The sequence below is a fragment of the Streptomyces sp. NPDC045287 genome (assembly GCF_056432325.1).
The window spans coordinates 105858-129311 of the sequence record NZ_JBWKJG010000012.1; the positions used below are offsets into that span (position 1 = coordinate 105858).

A 23454-nucleotide genomic window follows, 5' to 3' on the forward strand; every position below is an offset into this window, starting at 1 on the left:
TAACGGTAACGGAAGTCTGTTACCGGTAAGTAGCGGCTGTCAACCGGCAGCCCGCGCCGGGTCGGTGTTACGTTGCGCTGGCCTCAAGGAACATCGACGGGCGGGGAGAGACGCTATGGACACCACACACCGGACCGAGCAGCAGCGCGCAGCCGAACAGCGGCGGCGCGAACTGCTCGAGGCGGCGGACCGCGTGGTCCTGCGCGACGGGCCGCGGGCGTCCATGAACACCATCGCCGCCGAGGCCGGCATCACCAAGCCGATCCTCTACCGCCACTTCGGCGACAAGGGCGGGCTGTACCGGGCCCTCGCCAAGCGGCACACCGACGCCCTGCTCGGCGCGCTGCGCGCCGCGCTCGACGCCCCGGCCGACCGCCGGCGGCGCGTCGAGGCGACCCTCGACACGTACCTCGCCGCGATCGAGGCGCGCCCGCAGGTGTACCGGTTCCTGATGCACCCCGCCGAGGACGCCGGCCAGCAGCCGGAGCACGGGTTCGACGTGGGTCGGCACTCGGCGCCGCTGCTGCGCCGCATGGGCGAGGAGCTCGCCGAGGTCATCGCCGAGCGCGTCGACCTGGGCGAGGGCGGGGAGGCCCTGGCGCGGGTGTGGGGGCACGGCATCGTCGGCATGATGCACGCGGCGGGCGACTGGTGGCTGGGCGAACGGCCCTGCGGCCGGGCCGCGCTCGTGTCGGCGCTGGCCGACCTCCTGTGGGGCCGCCTCGCCGAGGCGGACGACCGCGCGGACGGCCCCCGGTTCTGAGCGGTACGGCCGCCCCGTACGCCGACGCCCCGTCAGCTCCGGCGCCCCCACGGGGCGCGGCGCGCCCTGCGCAGGACCCTCGCGCGGCGCCAGCCGCCCAGGCGGTCCGGGTACACCAGGCCGTCCAGGTGGTCGCACTCGTGCTGGAGGCAGCGGGCGAAGAACCCGGTGCCCTCCACCCGCACCGGCTCGCCCCGCACGTCGACGCCCTCGACCACGGCCCGGTCGTACCGTTCCGTCCCGGCCTCCAGGCCGGGCAGCGACAGGCAGCCCTCCGGGCCGCGCACGGCCACCCCGTCGGCCTCCACCAGGCGCGGGTTGACGACGTGCCCGAGGTGCCGGACGTCCTCGTCGTCCGGGCAGTCGTAGACGAAGACGCGCAGGCCCACCCCGATCTGGTTCGCCGCGAGGCCGACGCCGTTCGCCGCGTACATCGTGGCGAACATGTCCTCCACCAGGCGGGCCAGGGACGGCCCGAAGTCGGTGACGGTCTCGCAGGGGGCGTGCAGCACGGGCGAGCCGAGCAGGCTCATCGCCCGCACGGCGCCGGAACTGCCGGGGATCGGCCGGTTTCGCATGGCGTTCAGCGTACGTTCAGGCCCACGACCTGCCCTCGGGCAGGTGGCGGGGTTCGGGGCGGCGACCGGATCTCGATAGGCTGAGGCGACCCACGCTAGGAGGAACAAGGACGATGGCAGGCAACTCGGAGCCGCTGTCGCCGCGCGCCAAGCTGGCCGTGACGGCGGGCAAGGCCGCGGCGGCGGTGTCTCGCGCGGCGGGACGCGGCAGCGGATCGGTGATCGGCGGCCGGGTGGCGCTCAAGCTCGACCCCGACCTTCTGGGCCGGCTCGCGCAGCACCTGGACGTCGTCCTCGTGTCGGCGACCAACGGCAAGACCACCACGACCCGTCTCATCGCCGAGGCGCTGCGCGCCAGCGGCCCGGTCGTCTCGAACGCGCTCGGCGCGAACATGCCCGCGGGCATCACCTCCGCGCTGGCCGGCGGGACGGACTCGAAGTACGGCGTCATCGAGGTGGACGAGAAGTACCTCGCGGGCGTGGCCCGGGACACCGAACCCAAGGCGATCGCGCTGCTCAACCTCTCCCGGGACCAGTTGGACCGCGCCGCGGAGACCCGGATGCTCGCCGAGAAGTGGCGCGAGGGCCTCGCCGGCACGAAGGCCGTGGTCGTCGCCAACGCCGACGACCCGCTCGTCGTGTGGGCCGCCTCCTCCTCCCCCCACGTGGTGTGGGTGGCGGCCGGCCAGGAGTGGAAGGACGACGCCTGGTCGTGCCCGGCGTGCGGCGGCGTGATGCAGCGCCCCGGCGACGACTGGTTCTGCGGCGAGTGCGGCTTCCGCCGCCCCGCCCCCACGTGGGCGCTCAGCGGCGACCACGTCCTCGACCCGAACGGTTCCGCCTGGCCGATCCACCTCCAGTTGCCGGGCCGCGCCAACAGGGCGAACGCCGCGACCTCCGCCGCCGTCGCCGCCGTGTTCGGCGTCCCGCCGCAGGTCGCGCTGGAGCGGATGTACCAGGTGCAGGCCGTCGCGGGCCGGTACGACGTGGTCTCCTTCCTGGGCCGTGACGTGCGGCTGCTGCTGGCGAAGAACCCGGCCGGCTGGCTGGAGACGTTCTCGCTCATCGACCGGCCGCCGACGCCGGTCATCCTCTCCGTCAACGCGCGCGGCGCGGACGGCACGGACACGTCGTGGCTGTGGGACGTCGACTACCCGCGCCTGGCCGGTCATCCGATCTTCGTGATCGGCGACCGCCGGCTGGACCTCGCCGTCCGGCTGGAGGTCGCCGGCCTGGACTTCAGGGTGTGCGACACGCTCGACGAGGCCGTGCGGACGGCCCCGCCCGGACGGATCGAGCTGATCGCCAACTACACCGCGTTCCAGGACGTCCGCCGCCGCGTCGGCAACTGACCCATGAGCCCCCAAGGACGGAAGAGCATGAGCGACAGCAGTCTGCGTCTGGTGTGGGTCTACCCCGACCTGCTCAGCACCTACGGAGACCAGGGCAACGTCCTCGTCGTCGAGCGCCGCGCCCGCCAGCGCGGCCTGGACGTGCAGCGCGTGGACGTGCGCAGCGACCAGCCGATCCCGACCTCCGGTGACATCTACCTCATCGGTGGCGGCGAGGACCGGCCGCAGCGGCTGGCCGCCGAGCGGCTGCGCCGGGACGGCGGCCTGAACCGGGCCGCGGAGAACGGCGCGATCATCTTCTCGGTGTGCGCCGGCTACCAGATCCTCGGCCACGAGTTCATCAACGACCTGGGCGAGCGGGAGCCCGGCCTCGGCCTGATCGACGTGATCTCCACGCGCGGCGAGGGCGAGCGGTGCGTCGGCGACGTCCTCGCCGACATCGACCCGCGCCTCGGCCTGCCGCAGCTGACGGGCTTCGAGAACCACCAGGGCATCACGCACCTGGGCCCGACGGCCCGCCCGTTCGCCCGGACGGTCTTCGGCAAGGGCAACGGCACCGGGGACGGCACGGAGGGCGCGTACAACGACACGGTCTTCGGCACGTACATGCACGGTCCGGTCATGGCGCGCAACCCGCAGATCGCGGACCTGCTGCTGAAGCTGGCCCTCGACGTGAACGCGCTGCCGCCGACGGACGACCGGTGGTACGAGGCGCTGCGCGCCGAGCGGATCGCGGCGGCCAGCCAGCCCGCCTGAGCCCGACGCCCCGCGCGCCCCCGCCGCTCCGGCCCGGCCACGGACCGGAGCGGCCCCGGGACGCCCCCGTGGCCCACTCGCAAAGCCGGAGGGATGCCCGGCGGGAGGAGGGGCACGCCCGTGGCCCCCTCGTGAAGCCGAAGGGGCACACAGCTCGTGGGGCTGGAGGCCCCTGCGGGCCGGGAGGGGAAGGGCACCCCCCTGGGCCGCTCGTGAACCCGAAGGGGCGCACCACGCATGGAACCGCAAGCCCCTGCCGGCCGGGAGGGGGAGGGTGCCCCCATGGACCGCTCGTGGAGCCGAAGGGGCGCGCGGGTGTCGAGGCGGCGATCGCGCGGAGGCGCGAAGCGCTGAGCACGTTCGCCGCCTCGACACCCGCTCACAGCGCCCCGGAGGCGGAACGAGCCTGAAAAAGGGAAGCGCCCCGGAGGCGGAACGAGCTTGAAAAAGAGGCCCCTTCGTCTGTTCCTCCGAAGTCCGTCCAAAGGTCGGACGTCCGGTTCGGCGGTTCCCCCTTGCGCCGGTAGGGTGGCGGGTGATCCAGACCGGACGACGTGGTCCGGGAGTCGGCCCACGTTGCAAAGGTATTTCGGGCTATGCGCATTGGTGTGCTCACCTCCGGTGGCGACTGCCCCGGTCTGAACGCCGTCATCCGTTCCGTCGTGCACCGCGCCGTCGTCGACCACGAGGACGAGGTCATCGGCTTCCACGACGGGTGGAGGGGCCTGCTGGAGTGCGATTACCGCAAGCTCGACCTCGACGCGGTGAGCGGCATCCTCGCCCAGGGCGGCACGATCCTCGGCTCGTCGCGGGTCCAGCCGGCGCACCTGGTGGACGGTGTGGAGCGGGCCCGCGGGCACGTCGCGGAGCTGGGTCTCGACGCGATCATCCCGATCGGCGGCGAGGGCACGCTGAAGGCGGCGAACCTCCTGTCGGAGGCGGGCCTGCCGATAGTCGGCGTGCCCAAGACGATCGACAACGACATCGCGTCGACGGACGTGACGTTCGGCTTCGACACGGCCGTCGGGGTGGCCACGGAGGCGCTGGACCGGCTGAAGACGACCGCCGAGTCGCACCAGCGCGTCCTCATCGTGGAGGTCATGGGCCGGCACACGGGTTGGATCGCCCTGCACTCCGGCATGGCGGCCGGCGCGCACGCGATCGTGGTGCCGGAGCGGCCCTTCGACATCGACGAGCTGACGGCGCGCGTCGGTGCCCGCTTCGAGGCGGGCAAGCGGTTCGCGATCGTCGTCGCCGCCGAGGGCGCCAAGCCGCGCGCGGGTTCCATGGAGTTCGACGAGGGCGGCAAGGACGTCTACGGCCACGAGCGGTTCGCGGGCATCGCCCGGCAGTTGTCGACCGAGTTGGAGAAGCGGCTCGGCAAGGAGGCCCGCCCGGTCATCCTCGGTCACGTCCAGCGCGGCGGCACCCCGACCGCGTACGACCGCGTCCTCGCCACCCGGTTCGGCTGGCACGCGGTGGAGGCCGCCCACCGCGGCGAGTTCGGCATGTTGACCGCGCTGCGCGGTACCGAGATCGTCATGGTGCCGCTCGCCGAGGCCGTGCAGACCCTCAAGACCGTCCCCGCCGACCGGTACGCCGAGGCGGAGACCGTCCTGTAGTCCCCGGTGGCGCCGCGCGGGCGCGCCGAAACCGCCCCCGGCCGCCGACGCGGCCGGGGGCGGTTCTACTCTGGTGCGGCAACCGGACAACCCAGCACGAATCAGGAGCCGCCGGATGGATCACAGCGGGCACGGCATGACGACGGACCTGCCGCCGTTCACGCTGGGGCGGGGGTTGGCGTACTCGCCGGACACGTTCTTCCTGGTGGGCTGTCTGCTCGGGCTGGCGCTGTACGGCTGGGGGGTCGTACGGCTGCGCCGGCGCGGTGACGCCTGGCCGGTCGGCCGCACGGTGTTCTTCACGATCGGTGTGCTGTCCGTGGCGCTGGTGATGTGCACGGGGCTGAACGACTACGGCATGGTCATGTTTAGCGTGCACATGGTGCAGCACATGGTGATCAGCATGCTGTCGCCGATCCTGCTGCTGCTGGGCGCGCCGGTGACGCTGGCGCTGCGGGCGCTGCCCGTCGCGGGCCGCGGCAGCAAGGGGCCGCGCGAGCTGCTGCTGATGTTGCTGCACAGCCGGTACGTGCGGGTGATCACGCATCCGGCGTTCACGATCCCCCTCTTCATCGCGAGCCTGTACGCGCTGTACTTCACCCCGCTCTTCGACTTCCTCATGGGGTCCACGGCGGGCCACATCTCGATGATGGTCCACTTCCTCGCGGTCGGCCTGGTCTTCTTCTGGCCGATCATGGGGGTCGATCCGGGCCCGCACCGGCCGGGCTACGTGATGCGGATGCTGGAGCTGTTCGCGGGCATGCCGTTCCACGCGTTCTTCGGGATCGCGCTGATGATGGCGTCGGAGCCGATGGTCGGGACGTACGCGAACCCGCCGGCGTCGCTCGGCGTCGACGCGCTGTCCGACCAGAACGCGGCCGGCGGCATCGCCTGGGCGTTCAGCGAGATCCCGTCCGTGGTGGTGCTGGTCGCGCTGCTGTACCAGTGGTACCGCTCCGAGCAGCGGGCGGCGAAGCGTTCGGACCGGGCCGCGGACCGGGACGGCGACAAGGAGCTGGAGGCGTACAACGCGTACCTCGCCTCGCTCCAGGGTGCGGGGGGCGGAGCGCGCCGCTAGCGCCGCCCCCCGGTGGGGGGCGACCATGGCAGGGCGAGGCTCGAGGCCGTGAGGAGGGCGCGATGTCCGGAGCCACGAAGACCATGGGGGCGGTCACCGTCGGTGCGCTGGTCCTGACGACGGCGTACACGGTGGCGTTGGGGAGCAGCGGCTGGCTGTGGTTCGCCTGGATCGTGCTGGGTCTGGCGACGCTGGGGCTGATGGCCGCGGGCGACGGGTGAGCCCCGGCGGGGAATCCTCCCCGGGGGGGGCAACCTTTTCCGGTGGTGGCGGCGACCACCGGACGCACGTGGTTCCCCATGCAAGGACGCACATGAGTTCAGAGACACAGCCGCGGGCGCGGCACCGCCGCCGCCCCACCCGTCGCCGCGCCGTCGTGGGCGGGTTCGCCGCCCTCGGCCTCACCGGTGCCGCGCTGGTCGGCAGCGGGATGCTCGCTCCCGCCGGCGCCGCCTCCGCGTGGCCGGAGGCGAAGGGCGGCAAGCCGGTCACCAAGACCATCGAGGTGTCGGGTACGTACGACGGCAAGCTCCAGCGCTTCTACGGCAGCGGCGCCCTGGGCGACGGCGGCCAGGGCGAGGGCCAGTCGCCGATGTTCACGCTGAAGGACGGCGCGGTCCTGAAGAACGTCGTCATCGGCTCCCCGGCCGCCGACGGCGTCCACTGTCTGGGCAGTTGCACGCTGCAGAACGTCTGGTGGGAGGATGTCGGCGAGGACGCCGCCTCCTTCAAGGGCAAGTCCGCCTCGGCGGTCTACACGGTGTACGGCGGCGGCGCGCGGAAGGCGTCCGACAAGGTCTTCCAGTTCAACGGCGCGGGCAAGCTGGTGATCACCAAGTTCCAGCTGTCGGACTTCGGCAAGCTGGTGCGCAGCTGCGGCAACTGCTCCACGCAGTACAAGCGGACGATCATCGTCAACGACGTCGACGTGACCGTCCCGGGCAAGCAGTTGGTCGGCGTCAACGCCAACTACGGCGACACGGCCTCGCTGCGCAACGTCCGGATCCACGGCGACGGCAAGCGGAAGGTCCAGCCGTGCGTCCGGTACGAGGGCAACAACAAGGGCAAGGAGCCGCGCACGCTGGGCAGCGGCCCTGACGGCACCCACTGCCGCTACGCCGCGTCGGACATCACCTACCGCTGATCCGGCGCGCGGTCCGGGCCGCCCGGCGGCCCGGACCGTACGCGCAACCGCCCCGGGGCCACGGCGATCACGCCGTGGCCCCGGTCGCGTGCCGGGGCTCCGGCGCACGGGAGTGGACGTACGCACAACGCGGGTACGCCCGCGTACATCCGCCGATCGTATGACTAATTCCCTTCATGCTTTCGAATGATTGCCTCGTGGACACAACGTTGACGGACCGCTCACACCGACGGAGCCGTTCGCCGGACCGTCCCACGAGGAGGCCGCATGCTGCAGGTCGAGCGTCTGCTCGCGGACTGCCTTCGCGACGCGCGCACCGACCCACCGGACGCCCTGCCCCTGCTGCCCGACGGCGACGCCTACGCGGCGGCCCGCCGCACCTTCCTCGCCGCCGGGCTGCGTGCCCTGTGCGACGAGCGGCGGCCGGACAGCGGCTGGACGCAGGTCAACGTCGCCGTCGAGGGGCCGCACGCCTGGCCCGCCCTGTACCGGCGGCTCGCCGACACGGCCCGTGAGCTGACCGGGTCGGGGGCGGCCGACGACTTCTTCTTCCTCCACAAGCCGCCGGGGCTGCGCGTCCGCTTCCACGCGCCCGAGCCGGCCGGCGCCGCCGCGCTGCGCGAGGAGCTCGTACAACTGCTCGGCCGGGAGCGGGACGGCTGGCCGGCACCGGTGCCGGTCGTGTACGAGCCGGAGACGTACCTGTTCGGCGGGGCCCGGTCGATGGAGTCCGTGCACCGGCTCCACACCGCGGACACCTGGGCGTGGCTCGACCACCACACCGGAACGCGCCCGCCGGCGGACTGGCGGGTGTCGCTGATCCTGCTGCGCGCGGTCCTGGACGGGCTGGGGATCGTCGGCTGGGAACACCGCGGGGTGTGGCAGGAGGTGCGGGAGGGGACCGGCCGCCGGCTGGCGGGCGGGGTGCGCGGAGCGGACCGGGAGCGCGCCGCGGCCGGTATCCGGGCATACTGGGAGGAGTCGGACAAAGTCCGCCTGGAGGCACTGCCGACGGCGTGGCGCGAGCGGGTGACCGCGCACCGGGACGCGTTGCGCGCCACGGCCGAGCAGTGGCGGACCGACTACTTCGAGTCCGGTGAGGCCCGGATCGGGCCGCGCAGGGCCGCCGCGTTCTGGGCGGTCTTCCACTGGAACCGGGGGCGTTTCTCGGTGGCCCGGCAGGGGCTCCTCACCGAGGCGCTCGCCGACGACGGGAGGGCCTGACATGACGGCCGACACGATCGGCGCCCTCGCGCTGCTGCGCGTCGCGGGCATGCCGTGCGCCGCGTGGGCGGAGGCGGGTGACCCCGCGCTGTTCGACCGGGTGGCCCGGCACGCCGGCGTCGTCGAGCGACAGGCCGCCCGGGCGCGGGCGCTGGCCGAACGGGTGGGCGCCGACGTGGTGCCGGACGCGCGGCTGTCCGCCGCCGAGCGGGGCGCCGTACTGGCGCTGCGGCGGCGCCTGCACTCCGGGGAGGCGCCCGGCCCGGACGACTGCCGGCTGCTGGAGGCCGTACCGGCCATCGCCGCGGAGGCGCGGGCGCTGCTCGCGGACGCACGGCGTGCGCGGGAGGAGGCGCGGCGGCTGGAGGAGGCGGTCGCGGCCGAGCAGGCACGGGTGGCGGCCCGCGCCTGGGAGACGGCCCGCGACAACCCCGTGCTGCGGACGTTCCTGGCCGAGACGGCGCCCGGCGTCGTCGAGGACGTGGGGCGCCGGCTGGCCGAGGGCGCGTCCTGGCAGGGCAAGCAGCTGCGCAAGCGGACCGCGTACCTGTGGCGCGTGGTGGGCCGGATGGCCGCGAAGACCACGCCCCGGGGCTGGGCGGGCCACGTCGCCGTGATCCCGGTCGGCGGGGCGAGCGGTGCCCGGACGCTGGTCGCGGGAGGCGGCGCCCTCGGCGGCGTGGCCCTCGGGGAAGGGGAGAACGTCCACGTCGTACGAGCCGGGAACGGGCCCGCCGACCTGCTGGGTGCCCCGCCGTCGACGCTGCTCGCGCCCGCGCCGCTGCACTTCACGGAGGGCGATCCGGCCGACGGTTCGGCGGTGCTGCGCTGCTGGGTGGTGGAACCGCACGCGCCGGGGCGGCTGCGCCACGTCGTCCTGCGGCGCACCGGGGCCCTGGGCCGCGTCCTGGCCCTGCTCGCGGACGGACCGGTGGCGCTCGGGGACCTGGAGGAGGCGCTGCTCGCCTCCGTGTCGGGCGCGCGGCCCGCCGACCCGGCGGTGCTGCGCGGGTTCCTCCAGCACCTGGCCGGTTCGGGGGTGCTCCAGGTGTGCGCGGCCCCCCGACAGCGGTACGGGGCGTGGTCGCCGCCGGGCGGGGCGCTGCCGCTCCCGTCCGCGGCGGACGCCGGATCGTGGTTCGTGGACGTGTACCGGCGGGCGGACGCGGTCGTGAACGCGCGGGCCGCCGACCGGGTACGGGACGGGGTGCGGGTCGCCGCGCGGGTCGCCGCGCTGCGCGAGGCCGGGATGGAGTGGTACGCGCCCGTGTCCTGGCCGATCGGGACGGAACCCCGGCCCGTCAGCGAGGTCCTCGCCGACCGGCTCGTCCCCGACGAGGGCGCCGCCCCCGTCCTGCGCCGCAGGTACACGGGCTGGCCCGCGGCCGGTGCGCCGGGCGAGGACCCCGGGTACGCCGCGCTCCTCGACCACCTGGCGGCCCGCGCCGGCGAGGAGCAGGTCGACCTGGACGACGCGCTGCTGGACGCGCTCGGCGCGCCGCCCGCCGACGAGGCCCTGCCGCCCTGGCCGTTCGACTGCCTGCTGCGGCCCCTGGCCGGCGGGCCCGGGACCCCGGTCGCCGTCCTGGAGACGGCGTCCCCGGCGGGGGTGCTGGACGCCCGGTTCGCGGACGGGATGCGGGCGCTGGACGGCGGGTACGGGGCCGCCGACACGTACCGGGCGTTCCTCGCGGACCTGGAGCGGCGCACGGGCGTGCGGTTCGTGGAGCTGCTGGTGCCGCCGCTCGCGGAGCGGGCCGCCAACGCCGTACGGCGCCCGGTCGTCACCTCGTGGTGGACGGGCGACCCGGACCCGACCCCGTACTACGGCCCGGTCGGCGGCGAGGCGCGCTACCTGCCGCTGGACCGGATCACGGTGCGGCAGCGGGACGGGCAGCTCGTCGCCGAGGCGGACGGGCGACGGATCGTGCCGGTCCACCACGCCACGCGCAGCCCCGCGCCGCCGTACGACCAGCTGCTGCGGCTGCTGCTCATGGCGGGCCTCCCGGCCACCCGGCGGATGGTGCGGCTGGACGGCCTGGAGGAGGTGCTGCCCGGGCACGCCCGGCTGCCGCGGCTGACGGTGGCGGGAGGCGCGCTCGTGGTGGCCCCGGCGACCTGGCGGCTGGACCGCGCCCGGCTGTGGGACCCGCGCGACACGGCCCTGGCGAAGGTGCGCGCGCTGGCGCTGCTGCGGGGCTCCGCGGGCCTCCCCCGCCACGTCTTCCTGCGCACCGTCCCCGGGGCGAAGCCCGTCCCCGCCGACCTGGACTCCGTGACCGCCGTCCCGCTGGTCGAGCGGCTCTGCGCCCAGCAGGCGGGCGGCGAGCTGCTCGTCGACGAAATGCTGCCCGGCCCGGACGGACTGACCTTGCGCGACCCGCTGCACGGCGGGGCGCCGGTCGCCGCCCAGGTCCTGCTGCGCCTCCCCCACCGCGCCCGTCCGGAGCAGCTCGCCGCGCAGGCCGCGGCCGCGCTGCTGCCCGACGAGGCGCCCTCAGGCGTCCCCGGCCCGACCGTCCCTCCGGGGCGGCGGACTGCTGGGGCGGTCAACACCTCATGAGGAGACAGAGAAGAAGCAACGACACGAAAGGTGGATATCGTGCCAGAAACCCTGGAACTGTCCGACCTGGACAGCCTCATCGACGACCTCGATGAGCGCATCACCGAGACAGACCTGCCCGAGGCGCAGGCCACGTCAGAGGGCTGCAGCGTCCTCTGCACGATCATCATCTGTGGATCGGCCGCCTGCCTCTAGCAGTCGTCCGTACAACAGGAGCCGCCCGGTCCGCCGGGCGGTTCCGCCGCACCCGAGGACACGCGATCCGAGGAGCAGCGTGCAGCACCGGCCCGACCCCCTCCCCCCCTCCGGCGCCCCGGCCCCCCGCGTCCGCCTCGACCCGGGCGATCCGCTCGGCCTGGTCGACCTCGCCGTCGGCTACCTGGCCTCCCGGGCCGCCGAGCCGGACGGCCCCGGCGCCGCACGGCTCCCCTCCGACCCCGGTGTCCCCGTCCTCGCCCACACCGTGGCGAGCCTCGGCGGCCCCCCGGAGGCGGGGCGCGCGGCCGCCGACGCCGTCGCCGCCTGGACGCGGAGCGCCGGCCGGGGCCCCGGCCACCCCGGGCTGTACGACGGCGGGCTGGCCGGCACGCTCGTCGGCCTGCGCCTCGGCGCCACCCTCCACCCGCGCCTCCACCCCGTCGCCGACCGGCTCCGCGACCGCCTGGTCGCCGCCGCCGTGACGGGCGGCGGCCGCCGCCAGGGGGTACGGCTGACCGACTACGACCTGGTGCTCGGCCCCGCCGGGGTCCTCCTCGCGCACTGCGCCGGCACGAGCCCGGAACCGGACCACCTCCTCCCGTACCGGGCCCGGCTCGCCGGCCTGTGCGACAGCGAGGACCTGTGGCGGCTGCGCACCGACGGGTACGAGGGGCATCCGCACCTGGCATGGCTCCAGGGCCGCGTCAACACCGGCATGGCCCACGGCGCGGCCGGGGTCGCCGCCGCGCTCACCGCCGCCGTACGGCACACGGGTCCCGCGGCCGGCGACGCGCTGCGCCGGGCCGCGGCGTGGCTGGAGGCGCAGGCGTACGAGGACGAACGGGGGCTGCCGGCCTGGCCGGGCGCCGGGCTCGACGGGGAAGCGCCGCCGCGCGGCGCGGTGGCCCGGCAGGCGTGGTGCTACGGCGCGCCCGGTGTGGCGTGGGCGCTGTGGGACGCGGCGGACGCGCTGGGCGACGCCGGTGCGGCGAGCCGGGCGGCGGACGTGTTCACACGGCTGGCCGACCGGTACGACGAGGGGTTCCACCTGGGCGGCGACGGCCCCGCCGACGTGCTGGGGCTGTGTCACGGCGCGGCGGGCGTGCTGGCGGTGGCCGACGCGTTCGCCCGGCACGCCGGGCACGCGGGCGCGGCCCGGCTGCGGGAACGGCTCGCCGCGCTGCTCCAGGAGCGGCTGCCGAAGGCACTGGCGGCGCCGTCCGGCTGGTCGGCGGAGCTGCTGACGGGCGCGCCGGGGGCGCTGGCCGCCCTGCTCACGGCCGCGCACGGCGCGTCCCGGGCGTGGCTTCCCTGCCTGGGGCTCCGCTAGCCGCCGCGCGCGTTTCGCCGGGTGGGCCGCGTGCTCACCCGTCTGCCCCGGGAGCGGCACGGGCGGGCCGCGCGGCCGGGCCCGCTGGTGCAGACTGAGGTCATGGGCGACCTCAATGCCCCGGAGCCACCGGCACAGCGGTCCTTCCCCCCGGAGCCGAGGAGCGCGGCGCGGGCCCGGCGGTTCGTGCGGGCCGTCCTGGGCGACACCGCGCCGGACCTCGTGGACACCGCCGAACTCCTGGTCAGCGAGCTGGTCACCAACGCGGTGCTGCACGCCCGCACCGAGATCGAGGTGTCGGTCGGGGCCGTCGACGGCGCCGTCCGCGTACGGGTCGGGGACCGTCTGCCGTCGCGGGTGCCGGTGCCGCGGGACTGCCCCCCGTACGCCGCCACGGGACAGGGGCTGGCACTCGTCGACCTGCTGGCCTCCCGGCGCGGGGTCGAGACGGGCGGGGACACCAAGACGGTGTGGTTCGAACTGCGGCCCGGCGGGGCGCCGCGGCCCTCCCCGTGGGAGCCGCCCGCGCCGCCCCCGGGGTCCGCGGCGACGGTGACGCTCGTCGACGTACCCGGCGCGCTGTACGCGGCGGCGCAGCAGCACCGGCACGTCCTGCTGCGGGAGCTGGCGCTCGCCGCCGCCGCCGGGGAGGACCTCGGGGTGCCGCCGGAGGACCTCGCCGCCGCCCACGACGTCAGCGACGTGATCAGCGCGTGCGTCACGCTCGCGCTGCGCGGGGAACCCGCCGAAGCCGAGATGCGCTCCCTGTCGCTGGGCCTGCCGCCCGACGCCGGGCCGGCGGTGGAGACCCTGCGCCACGTGCTCGACGTGGCGGAGGAGGCGGCGCGGGGCGAGCGGCTGCTCACCCTGCCGGCGCTGCCGCGCAGCCGGGCCTTCCACACGTGGCTGTTCGACCAGATCACCGGTCAGCTCGCCGGCGCGCACCCCACCGCGTGGACGGTGGTGCCGCGCGAACCGGGTTCCGGCCCGGCGGAGCTGGTGCCGTGGGACGCCGACCACGTCCAGGCCGGCAGGGTCCCGACGATCGCCGCCGACGAGCAGAACCGGATCATCGCGGTGAACGGCCCGGTGGCGGACCTCGTGGGCTGGCACGCCGACGACCTCATCGGCCTGCCGCTGACCACGCTCATCCCGGAGCACCTGCGCAAACGCCACATCGCGGCCTTCACGTCGCTGCTGCTCAGCGGCGAGCCGCGCATCCTGGGCCGGTCGGTGCCGCTCCCCGCGCTGCACCGCGACGGACGGCTCGTACCGGTGCGCCTGTTCCTCCAGAGCCAGGAGACGGCGGACGGCCGTACGGTGTTCGTCGCCCAGCTCTCCCCCCGCGCCGCCGCGCCGGACCCCTCCGCGCGCCGCCCCGGCAGGCGGCCCGCGGTGGCGCAGGAGCAGGTCGCGCCGCCCCCCGCGGCCCTCCCCGAACGCACCGCCGGGCCGCGCGCCGAAGCGGTCATGCCGGCGCTGGAGCGGCTGACGCTGCTGGCGGATACCGGGGCCGCGCTGAGCAACGCCACGGACCTGGACGAGGGCCTGCTGCGGGCCGGCCGGATCCTGACCGAGCGGCTGGCCGACTGGTGCGCGGTGGACCTGTTCACCGAGGACGCGCGGGTGGAGCGGGTCCGCGTGGTCCACCGCGACCCCGACGGGCTGCCCCTGGAGGAGTTGGAGGGCACGCTGCCGCCGCTGTCCGAAACCTCGCGGGGGCCGCTGGCCCGGGCGCTGAGCGGCGCGGGCCCGCTGCTGCTCACCGACCCCCCGCGGCCCGCCCAGCCCCCGAGCCCGCTGGACGCCCACTACCGGGAGCTGTTCGGCCGGCTCCGGGCCAACAGCGCCGTCGTCGCCCCGCTGCGGGCCCGGCAGGAGATCATCGGCGCGCTCACCGTGGCCCGTACGGACCGGGCGAGGCCGTTCACGGAGGAGGACCTGCCGCTCGTCGACGACCTGGTGCGCGCGCTCGCCCTGGGCGTGGACAACGCGCGCCTGTACCAGGAGACCCGGAACATCGCCGAGCGCCTGCAGCGCTCGCTGCTGCCCGTCCTGCCGGAGGTGGGGTACCTGGGGCTGGCGGCGCGCTACGCCGCCTCGTCCACCACCGCGCAGGTCGGCGGCGACTGGTACGACAGCTTCGTCCTGCCGAGCGGCGACACCGCGCTCGTCATCGGCGACGTGACGGGGCACAACCTGGACGCGGCGATCGCCATGAGCCAGCTGCGGAGCATGCTGCGCGGCATCGCCGTCGACCGCCAGGAGCCGCCCGAGACGGTCCTGCGCCGCCTCGACATGGCGAACCACAGCCTGTACCGGGAGGCCACCGCCACCTGCATCTACGGCCTGCTCAAGGGGGCGGAGGAAGGGCCGTGGGATCTGGTGCACTCCTCCGCCGGGCACCTGCCGCCGCTGCTCACGACGGCGGACGGCCACACCCGGTTCCTGGAGGACGGTTCGGGCGTGCTGCTCGGCCTGGACCCCGACCTGCCCCGCCCGCGCGCGACGGACGCGGTCCCGGCGGGCGCGACGGTGCTGCTGTACACGGACGGGCTCATCGAGCGCCGCGACGAGTCGCTGGACCGCGCCATGGAGCGGCTGGGCCGGCACGCCGCCGCGCTGGCGCGCGAGCCGCTCGACGTGTTCTGCGACGAACTGCTGATCGGTCTGGGCGCCGACAGCGACGACGACATCGCGATCCTCGCGGTGCGCCCGGGGCCGCCGTCCTGACCCCTCCGCCGCTCCGGCGCCCCGTCGGCGCCCCGTCGGCGGGACGCTCCCGGCGGGGGCGTCCCCGCCGGGAGCCGGTGCCGGGCGGTCACTTCGCGGGGGGCCGCCGCGCGACGCGCCGCACCGCCCGCCGCGCGGCCCGGCCGAGCAGCCACCGCTCCTCGTACAGCACCCGCCCGACGAGCGCGCCGCCGAAGACGACGACCCCCACGCCGACCAGCCAGGACTGGATGACGAGGACCGTGCCGACCGGCCCGTATGCCACCGCGTTGGACGCGATCAGCGGCGAGAACACCAGGTGCGAGAAGACCCACAGCCCGGCCAGGCCGATCACCGTGGACACCGCGCCCGGCAGGAGGGCGCCCCACGGCACCCGTCCGCCGAGGAGCAGCCGCTGCGACCACCAGAAGAACACCCAGGCGCTGGCCGCAGCCGCGGCGACCCGCCACGCCAGGTCGCCCGCGTCGTCGGGGCGGGCGGCGACGTACGACGACAGCAGGAGGTACCCGATGAGGCCGGCGAGCCAGACGAGGTGCCGCCACATCGTGTGCCAGCGGGCCGGGGGCAGCTCCCAGACCTTCTCGTACCCGGTCTGCACGACCCCGCCGAAGGTGAGCCCGAACCCGGCGAGCGCGGCGAGACCGAACCCGGTGGTGGACTCCAGGGCCGAACTGGGCGGCGCGAACAGGCGCTCCACCTCGTCCCGCGACGCCTCGGACACGCCGAGGCCCTCCGCGAGCCACTGGGCGAAGCCCTGGCCGTCGGCGGGGTCGGCGGCCGCGACCACGATGAGCAGGGGGACGAGGGTCAGCAGCCCGAGCGCGGCGAAGCCCGTCGCCCGGTGCATCAGCTCCAGGTTCTTGCCGCGCCGCCAGCCGCGCCCGGCGGCCGAGCCGCGGAACGAGCCGTGCATCCGGTGGAACCACCCCATACGTCCCGCATACCCCGGCGGGGGTGCTCCGGCCCGCCGGCCCGCCGGTCAGCACCCGATCGGCACCTCCCGCGCCCGGGTCGCCGCCGCCCCGGACGGCCCGCCCCGGCCCCGCCGGACCTTCCGGAAGGGTGAATTCAGGACCGGGCGCGGCGTACGGGGAGGAAGGTGGTGTCACCCCCCTCACCCGTCACGTCCGTACGCCCACCTGGAGACCGGATGAGAGATCCTTCGACCGGGGTGCCGCCGACGCCCCCGACACCGCGCGAGGAGTTCGCCGCCGAGCTGACACGGCTGCGGGAGAAAGCAGGGCTGACGGTCCGCAGGGTCGCCGCGCTCGTGGAGATGCCGGGCGCGCACACGACCGTCGGCGGCTGGTTCGCCGGGCAGAGCCTGCCCTCCATCAGTTCGCTCCCGCTGTTCACCGCCGTCCTGCGGGTCTGCGGGGTGGACGACCCCCGGGACGTCGACGACTGGCACGAGCGGCTGCGCCGGGTGCGGCGCGCCCGCTCGCCCCGCACCGCGCGCGGCGTCGTCCCCTACCGGGGCCTCGCCGGCTTCGACGAGGCGCACACCGAGTGGTTCTTCGGCCGGGACCGGCTGCGCGACCCGGTCGTGGACCGGCTCGCCGGGGGCCCGGCGACCGGTCCGCACCTGCTCGTCGGGGCGTCCGGCTCGGGCAAGTCGTCCCTCCTGCGGGCCGGTGTCCTCCCGGCGCTGCGCACGGGCCACGCCTTCACCCCCGTGGTCCTCTCCCCCGGGAGCGCCCCGCCCGCGGCGCTGGCCGCCGCCGTCCGCGCCGCCACCGGCGTGCCCGCCCCGCCGGGGGGCGACCGCGAACCGCTCGCGCTCGCCGCGCGGCTGCACGCCTGGGCCGAGGCGAACGACGCGCGCGTGGTCGTCGCCGTCGACCAGTTCGAGGAGGTGTTCACCGTCTGCGGCGACCCGGGCGAACGCGAACGGTTCCTCACCGCCCTCGACGCCCTGGCCGGACCGCGGGTCCGCGTCGTCGGCTGCCTGCGGGCCGACTTCTACGGCCACGCCCTCGCCCACCCGCTGCTCGCGGCGGCCCTCCAGAACGACCAGACGGTCGTCGGGCCGCTGTCCGAGGAGGAGCTGCGCGCGGTCGTCACCGGGCCCGCGGCCAAGGCCGGGCTCGCCGTCGACGACGGCTTCGTCGACGTCCTGCTGGCCGACCTGCGCGCCTCCGGCGACGGCACCGCGGCACACGAGGCGGGGGCCCTGCCCCTGTTGTCGCACGCCCTGCTCACGACCTGGGAGCGCGGCCAGGGCACGGCGCTGACCGTGGCCGACTACCGCGCGGGCGGCGGGCTGTCGGCCGCGATCTCCGACAGCGCCGAGGAGGCCTTCGCCGGGCTCACCGACGCCCAGCAGTCGATGGCCCGCACCCTGTTCCTGCGGATGGTCAGGGTCGGCGAGGACACCGCGGACACCCGGCGCCTGCTCGCGCTGCCCCGTCCGCAGGAGGGCGTCACCGCCGATCCCCGGGCGGCGCAGGCGTACGACGTGCTGGAGCGCTTCGTCGACCGGCGGCTGGTCACCGTCGACGACGACGGCGCGCAGATCGCCCACGAGGCCCTGCTGACGGCCTGGCCCCGCCTGCGGCGCTGGATCGACGCCGACCGGGCCGGCCACCTGGTGTGGCAGGAGCTGACCCGGGACGCCGAGCGCTGGCACGCCCTGGACCGCGAGCCGTCCCTGCTCTACCGCGGCGCGCGGCTCGCCATCGCCCTGTCCTGGGCCGAGCGCAGCGGCCGGGCGCCCGAACTGACCCCCCGTGAGGCCGCCTTCCTCGCCGAGAGCGGGCGGGCGGAGGAGGGGCGGCGGGAGAAGGAGCGCCGCCGCACCCGCCACCGGCGGCAGCTCCTCGCGGTGCTGTCGGCGCTGGTGGTGCTGGCGGCCCTGCTGAGCGGGGTGGCCGTGCAGCAGCGCCGGGACGCGGAGGACCAGCAGGCCGTCGCGGTGTCCCGGCTGGTCGCCGCGAACGCCGAGCGATTACGCGGCACCGACAGCGCGCTCGCCGCCCAGCTGAGCGTGGTGGCGTACCGGACGGCACCGACCGCCGAGGCGCGGGCCGCGCTGATGGACGCCTCGGCGCAGACCCCCTCGGCCCGCCTCCTGGGGTTCCGCGGCGTCGTCCAGTCCGTGGCCCTGAGCCCCGACGGGCGCCTCCTGGCCGCCGGGGGGCTGGACCGGCGGGTCGCCCTGTGGGACGTGCGGGACCCCCGCAGGCCGAGGGCGCTCGCCTCCGGCGCGCCCCGCTTCGCGGACACCGTGTACGCGCTCGCCTTCAGCCCCGACGGGCGGCGGATCGCCGCGGGGTCGGGGGACGGCACCGTACAGGTGTGGGAGCCGGTCCCGGCCGCCGGGGCGGGGAAGGCGGCGCCGGTCGTCCTGCGCGGGCCGAAGTCCGCCGTGTACGGGCTGGCCTTCAGCCCCGACGGGCGCCGGATCGCGGCCGGTTCCGCCGACGGAGGCGTCCACCTGTGGCCCGCCGGGGGATCCCGCGGCCCCGCCGGGGGCGGGGCCGCGCCGGTGCGCCTCGACGGCCCGGCCCCCGTGCACACGGTCGCCTTCCGCCGGGACGGCAGGGCCCTCGCCGCGGGCGGCGCCGACGGGACCGTACGGCTGTGGGACACGTCGGGCTCCGGCACGCCCCTGCCGTACGCGCACCCGCTGACCGGCGCGACGGGCACGGTGCTGAGCGTCGCCTTCACCCCCGACGGCCGGTCGCTGGCCGCCGGCAGCCTCGACCGCTCCACCCGCGTGTGGCCGGCCCCGCACCCCCGGCGGGCACCGGCCCGGCCGGCCGTCCTGGGCGGCGCGCCCGCCGTGCCGGAGGGGCCGGCCAGCTACGTGAACGCCGTCGGGTACAGCCCGGACGGACAGTGGCTGGCCACCGGCAGCGCGGACAACCAGGTCCGGGTCTACGACACCCCCTCCCGGCTCCCCGCCGCCGTCCTGCCGCACCCCACCCCGGTCACCACCCTCGCCTTCCTGCCCGGTGGCCGGGGCCTGGTCACGGGGGCGGCCGACGGGACCGTACGGCTGTGGCAGATGCCGCCGCGGAAGCTGCGCGGCTTCCAGGGGACGGCCAACGCCGTGGCGTTCGGCCCCGACTCGCGGCTCCTCGTGACCGCCGGCCGCGACGCCCACCTGTGGGACGTCTCCGATCCGCGCGCGCCCCGCGCGGTCGGCCCCGCCCTGCCCAGCGCCACCGGCTACTCCGGCGCGCTCGCCTTCACCCCGGACGGGCGGACCCTCGCCGTGGGGGAGCGCGAGGGCCGGGTGCGCCTGTGGGACGTCTCCCGGCCCGCCCGCCCCGTCCCGTACGGCGGCGCGGCCCTGCCCGGCGGCACCGGAACCGTCCAGTCCGTCGCCTTCGACCGCACGGGCGGGCGGCTCGCGGTCGGCAGCGAGGGCCGCACGGTGCGGATCTTCGACACGTCCCGCCCCGCCCGCGCCGCCCTGTGGGCCGAACTCACCGAGCCGACCAACTACGTCTCCTCCGTCGCCTTCAGCCGCGACGGCCGGTGGCTGGCCGCGGGAACGGTGGACAAGGCGGTGCACGTCTGGCGCGTCGACGGGCGCCGCCCGGTGCTGCGGGCGACCCTGCGCGGGCCCGGCAGCTACGTCATGTCCGTCGCGTTCAGCCCGGACGGCCGCACCCTGGCCGCCGGGACGGCGGACCGCGACGTGTGGATGTGGGACGTCGGCGACGACGGTGCCCCGTCCCGTACGGGGCCGGCGCTGACCGGGCCGGGCAGCTACGTCTACGCGCTGTCGTTCGCGCCCGACGGCCAGCGCCTCGCGGCGGCCAGCACGGACGGCACGGTGTGGCTGTGGGACACCGCGGACGTCCGGCGCCCGCGCCTGCACGCCGTCCTGACCGCGCTCGGCGGCAAGGCCTACGCCCTCGCCCACAGCCCGGACGGCCGCACGCTCGCCGCCGGCGGCTCGGGCGCGGACGTGGTGCTGTGGAGCACGCGGGAGTCCTCCGCCGAGGAGGGGATCTGCTCCCGCGCCGGTTCCGCGATCACCCCCGCCGAGTGGTCGAGGCTGGTGCCCGGCACGGCCTACGCCCCGCCCTGTCGGTGAGGCGGGGCCCGTACGGAGTTGTACGGCCGTCCGTACGGGCCTGTCCGACCTGCGGCTGAGCGCTTCCCGGCAGCGGGCGCCGGCTGGCTTCCTGGTGGAGCGCCACCGGGGCGCGATCTCCAGAAGGGACGACGTCATGCGCGTATCCACCCTCCGGACCCGGGCCGGTCTGGCCACCGCGGCGGCCGTGGCCCTCACGGGCCTCTTCGCGGGTGCCGGGACGGCCGAGGCGGCCGGCAGCTACATCTCCTCCAACAGCGGCGGCGCCAACCTCCGCTCCTGCGCGAGCACCGACTGCGGGTCGCTCGGCTACCTGTCCAACGGCACCGGCGTGTCCATGCTGTGCTGGGTGGACAGCCAGTGGGTCTACCCCCCGAACTCCAACTACGCCTCCAACCGCTGGTTCAAGGTGAACAGCTACCGGGGTCAGGGCTACGTCCACTCCTCGCTCGTCGCCAACCAGACCAGTGTCGGCCGCTGCTGACGCCTCCGCTCCACGACGCCGGGCCGCCGTCCCTCCGGACGGCGGCCCGGCCGCGTGCGGCCGGGGGCGGCGCCACCGCGGAGCGGGGCCGGGCCCCTCCGGGTGGGTGCCGGCCCGCTGGGACGAAAGCCCGGCACGGGGTATGCGTCCCCATGACCCGATCCTTCTTCGGACATGGCCGGCATCGGATCGGCCCGCGTACGATCAGAGGTGATCACAGGTGGTGGCGACCGCACATGCCCCGGGCCTCCTCCGTGTGCCGCCCGGTCCGGCGGGGCGCGTCCCAGAGGCCGGTCCGGCAGCGTGAGGAGCCAGCCCGTGTTCTATTACCTGCTCAAGTACGTGCTCCTCGGCCCGCTGCTGCGGCTGTTGTTCCGCCCGAGGATCGAGGGGCTGGAGCACGTCCCGGAGACGGGTGCGGCCATCGTGGCGGGCAACCACCTGTCGTTCTCCGACCACTTCCTGATGCCGGCCGTGCTGAAGCGGCGCATCACGTTCCTGGCCAAGCAGGAGTACTTCACGGGGCCGGGCCTCAAGGGGCGGCTGACCGCCGCGTTCTTCCGCAGCGCGGGGCAGATCCCGGTGGACCGCTCCGGCAGGGAGGCCGGGCAGGCGGCCGTCCGGGAGGGGGTGCGGGTGCTGTCGCGGGGCGAGTTGCTCGGCATCTACCCGGAGGGCACGCGCTCGCACGACGGGCGGCTGTACAAGGGCAAGGTGGGCGTCGCGGTGATGGCGCTGAAGGCCGGCGTGCCGGTGGTGCCGTGCGCGATGGTCGGCACGTTCGAGATCCAGCCGCCCGGGAAGGTCGTGCCGAGGATCAGGCGGGTCACGATCCGGTTCGGCGAACCGCTGGACTTCTCCCGCTTCGCCGGCATGGAGAACGAGAAGGCCGTGGTCCGCGCCGTGACGGACGAGATCATGTACCGCATCCTCGCCCTGTCGGGGCAGGAGTACGTGGACGAGTACGCGGCCTCGGTGAAGGCGGCGGCCCCGGCCGGGAGCGCGGCGCCCGGCCCGCGGCGCGTCCCGTCCCGGCGACGCGGCGGCTGAGCGCCACCGCGGACGAGCGGCACGGCGGACGAGCGACACGGCGGCTGAGCGCCACCGCGGACGAGCGGCACCGTGCCCTACGGCCCGGTGAGGTCGTCCACCGCCTCGTCCAGGACGCGGCGCAGCCGCAGCGCGTCCGGCGCGACGGCCGTCACCAGGGCGGCGGGGCCCGCCAGCGGGGTGAGGACGGCGGTCTCGCCCAGCAGCCGGGCCTCCGGCGGCTTCTGCGCGAACTCGGGCCGGACGACGAGGAGCTGGCCGACGGCCCGGTGCCCGGCCAGGACCGCGGGGCCGTCCCAGCCGTCGGGGGCGCCCGGGCCGCAGGCGAGCTCCTGGTCCAGGAGGGGGCGGCCGGCGCGGTGGACGGTGAGGCGGGCGGCGAGGGTGCCGGACGGTTCGCCGGTGCGGCCCAGGACCTGCTCCTCGCGCAGGACCAGGCGGGCGGTCGCGGCGAGGTCCACGGTCGTGCGCATGCGCAGGTCCGACCGGTGGGCGGCGATCAGCTGCTCCGGCAGCCAGACCAGTTCGGCGTCCTCGCCCACGGTGAGCCGTACGTCGTAGTGCGCGGCCTCACCGGTGCGCCCCGGCAGGGACACCGTCGCGGCGGCCGCGTCGACGGTGAGCCGCGCCCCGTCCCGCACCACCGCCTCCAGGGCGAGCCGGTCGCCGCCGAGCGGGGCGCTCATGGCGCCGACGACGGTGACCCGGGCGGTGTGCGGCCACCGGGCGCGGGTGCGGCGCACCGCGAGCGGGCCACTGCTCTCCAGGACGGGCAGGGCGCCGCCCGGCGCGGCCACGATCCGGGCGGTGGCGCGGACGCTCACGCGGCTTGGGCCGACGTCCACGCGGCGAGCCGCTCCCGTACCCAGTCGGCGACGGGCGCGACGCCGTCCTCGCCGGTCAGGGAGGTGAAGACGACGGGCAGGTCGCCGCGCTGCGCCCGGGCGTCGCGGGCCATCCGGTCCAGGTCGGAGCCGACGTACGGGGCGAGGTCGGTCTTGTTGACGACGAGCAGGTCGGCGGTGGTGACGCCGGGGCCGCCCTTGCGGGGGATGTCGTCGCCGCCCGCCACGTCGATGACGAAGACCTGGGCGTCGACGAGGCCCTTGGAGAAGGTCGCGGTGAGGTTGTCGCCGCCGGACTCGACGAGGATCAGGTCGAGCGGCCCGACCGCGTCCTCCAGGTCCTCGACGGCCTCCAGGTTGGCGGAGATGTCGTCGCGGATCGCGGTGTGCGGGCAGGCGCCCGTCTCCACGGCGGCGATCCGTTCGGGCGGCAGGACGGCGTTGCGCAGCAGGAACTCGGCGTCCTCGCGCGTGTAGATGTCGTTGGTGACGACCGCGAGGGACAGCCGGTCGCGCAGGGCCCGGCAGAGGGCCGCGACGGTGGCGGTCTTGCCGGAGCCGACGGGCCCGCCGAGGCCGATGCGCAGGGCGCGGCGGCTGCCGTCGGGGCGGGTGGCGTCGGCGCTGACGGCCGGGGCGGCGGCGTGGTCGTGGGGGTGGCCCAGGTGCATGGCGCGGCTCCAG

19 protein-coding genes are annotated in these 23454 nt (G+C 75.9%); 15 read left to right on the forward strand and 4 right to left on the reverse strand.

Annotation, left to right across the window (positions count from 1 at the left end; translation table 11 throughout):
• Positions 1-115 precede the first annotated feature (115 nt).
• On the forward strand, positions 116-763 hold the full coding sequence (locus tag AC07D6_RS20680; RefSeq protein WP_315879455.1) for a TetR/AcrR family transcriptional regulator: 648 nt from the start codon (positions 116-118) through the stop codon (positions 761-763).
• A gap of 32 nt (positions 764-795) precedes the next feature.
• Here the strand turns inward: AC07D6_RS20680 and def are convergent, their stop codons facing one another.
• On the reverse strand, positions 796-1341 hold the full coding sequence (gene def / locus AC07D6_RS20685; RefSeq protein WP_315879454.1) for a peptide deformylase: 546 nt from the start codon (positions 1339-1341) through the stop codon (positions 796-798).
• Between the two features lie 113 nt (positions 1342-1454).
• Here def and AC07D6_RS20690 point away from each other — a divergent pair, with 113 nt between their 5' ends.
• The 11 genes from AC07D6_RS20690 to AC07D6_RS20740 all read left to right on the forward strand — a co-directional run bounded on the left by AC07D6_RS20690 (position 1455) and on the right by AC07D6_RS20740 (position 15341).
• Entirely contained in the window at positions 1455-2693 is a 1239-nt protein-coding gene (locus AC07D6_RS20690) for a MurT ligase domain-containing protein (protein ID WP_315879453.1), read from the forward strand.
• A gap of 27 nt (positions 2694-2720) precedes the next feature.
• Positions 2721-3449 (forward strand): type 1 glutamine amidotransferase, encoded by a 729-nt coding sequence (locus tag AC07D6_RS20695; protein ID WP_315879452.1) that lies wholly within the window; start codon positions 2721-2723, stop codon positions 3447-3449.
• A gap of 596 nt (positions 3450-4045) precedes the next feature.
• Positions 4046-5071 carry a 6-phosphofructokinase gene (locus AC07D6_RS20700; protein WP_315879451.1) on the forward strand — a complete coding sequence of 342 codons (1026 nt, stop codon included), beginning with the start codon at positions 4046-4048 and terminating at the stop codon, positions 5069-5071.
• Positions 5072-5186: 115 nt separating this feature from the next.
• Positions 5187-6149 (forward strand): cytochrome c oxidase assembly protein, encoded by a 963-nt coding sequence (locus AC07D6_RS20705; protein ID WP_479046359.1) that lies wholly within the window; start codon positions 5187-5189, stop codon positions 6147-6149.
• 62 nt (positions 6150-6211) lie between these two features.
• The gene (locus AC07D6_RS20710) at positions 6212-6370 is read left to right on the forward strand and encodes a hypothetical protein (protein WP_315879449.1); all 159 of its coding nucleotides are present in this window, start codon (positions 6212-6214) and stop codon (positions 6368-6370) included.
• 92 nt (positions 6371-6462) lie between these two features.
• Positions 6463-7293: a pectate lyase gene (locus AC07D6_RS20715; RefSeq protein WP_315879448.1), complete on the forward strand. Its 831-nt coding sequence runs from the start codon at positions 6463-6465 to the stop codon at positions 7291-7293.
• 267 nt (positions 7294-7560) lie between these two features.
• Positions 7561-8517 (forward strand): thiopeptide-type bacteriocin biosynthesis protein, encoded by a 957-nt coding sequence (locus AC07D6_RS20720; protein WP_479046361.1) that lies wholly within the window; start codon positions 7561-7563, stop codon positions 8515-8517.
• 1 nt (position 8518) lies between these two features.
• Positions 8519-11080, forward strand: a complete 2562-nt coding sequence (locus tag AC07D6_RS20725; protein ID WP_479046364.1) for a lantibiotic dehydratase — start codon at positions 8519-8521, stop codon at positions 11078-11080.
• Positions 11081-11119: 39 nt separating this feature from the next.
• A complete protein-coding gene (locus tag AC07D6_RS20730) occupies positions 11120-11275 on the forward strand; it encodes a hypothetical protein (RefSeq protein WP_315879445.1) in 156 nt (51 codons plus the stop codon).
• Positions 11276-11354: 79 nt separating this feature from the next.
• A complete protein-coding gene (locus tag AC07D6_RS20735) occupies positions 11355-12608 on the forward strand; it encodes a lanthionine synthetase LanC family protein (RefSeq protein WP_479046366.1) in 1254 nt (417 codons plus the stop codon).
• A gap of 102 nt (positions 12609-12710) precedes the next feature.
• On the forward strand, positions 12711-15341 hold the full coding sequence (locus tag AC07D6_RS20740) for a SpoIIE family protein phosphatase (RefSeq protein WP_479046369.1): 2631 nt from the start codon (positions 12711-12713) through the stop codon (positions 15339-15341).
• A gap of 88 nt (positions 15342-15429) precedes the next feature.
• Here AC07D6_RS20740 and AC07D6_RS20745 read toward each other — a convergent pair whose 3' ends face one another.
• Complete coding sequence (locus AC07D6_RS20745) at positions 15430-16272, reverse strand: ribonuclease BN (protein WP_479046372.1); 843 nt, start codon at positions 16270-16272, stop codon at positions 15430-15432.
• Positions 16273-16491: 219 nt separating this feature from the next.
• On the opposite strand from AC07D6_RS20745, the gene AC07D6_RS20750 reads away from it, so the two are divergent.
• The 3 genes from AC07D6_RS20750 to AC07D6_RS20760 all read left to right on the forward strand — a co-directional run bounded on the left by AC07D6_RS20750 (position 16492) and on the right by AC07D6_RS20760 (position 21925).
• On the forward strand, positions 16492-20391 hold the full coding sequence (locus tag AC07D6_RS20750; protein ID WP_479046374.1) for an nSTAND1 domain-containing NTPase: 3900 nt from the start codon (positions 16492-16494) through the stop codon (positions 20389-20391).
• Positions 20392-20527: 136 nt separating this feature from the next.
• A complete protein-coding gene (locus AC07D6_RS20755; protein ID WP_479046377.1) occupies positions 20528-20875 on the forward strand; it encodes an SH3 domain-containing protein in 348 nt (115 codons plus the stop codon).
• 318 nt (positions 20876-21193) lie between these two features.
• Complete coding sequence (locus tag AC07D6_RS20760; protein WP_479046380.1) at positions 21194-21925, forward strand: lysophospholipid acyltransferase family protein; 732 nt, start codon at positions 21194-21196, stop codon at positions 21923-21925.
• Between the two features lie 77 nt (positions 21926-22002).
• On the opposite strand, the gene AC07D6_RS20765 is transcribed toward AC07D6_RS20760, so the two are convergent.
• A complete protein-coding gene (locus AC07D6_RS20765; protein ID WP_479046606.1) occupies positions 22003-22749 on the reverse strand; it encodes an urease accessory protein UreD in 747 nt (248 codons plus the stop codon).
• A complete protein-coding gene (gene ureG, locus AC07D6_RS20770; protein ID WP_315879438.1) occupies positions 22746-23441 on the reverse strand; it encodes an urease accessory protein UreG in 696 nt (231 codons plus the stop codon). Before ureG ends, AC07D6_RS20765 begins: the two co-directional genes overlap by 4 nt.
• Between the last annotated feature and the right edge of the window lie 13 nt (positions 23442-23454).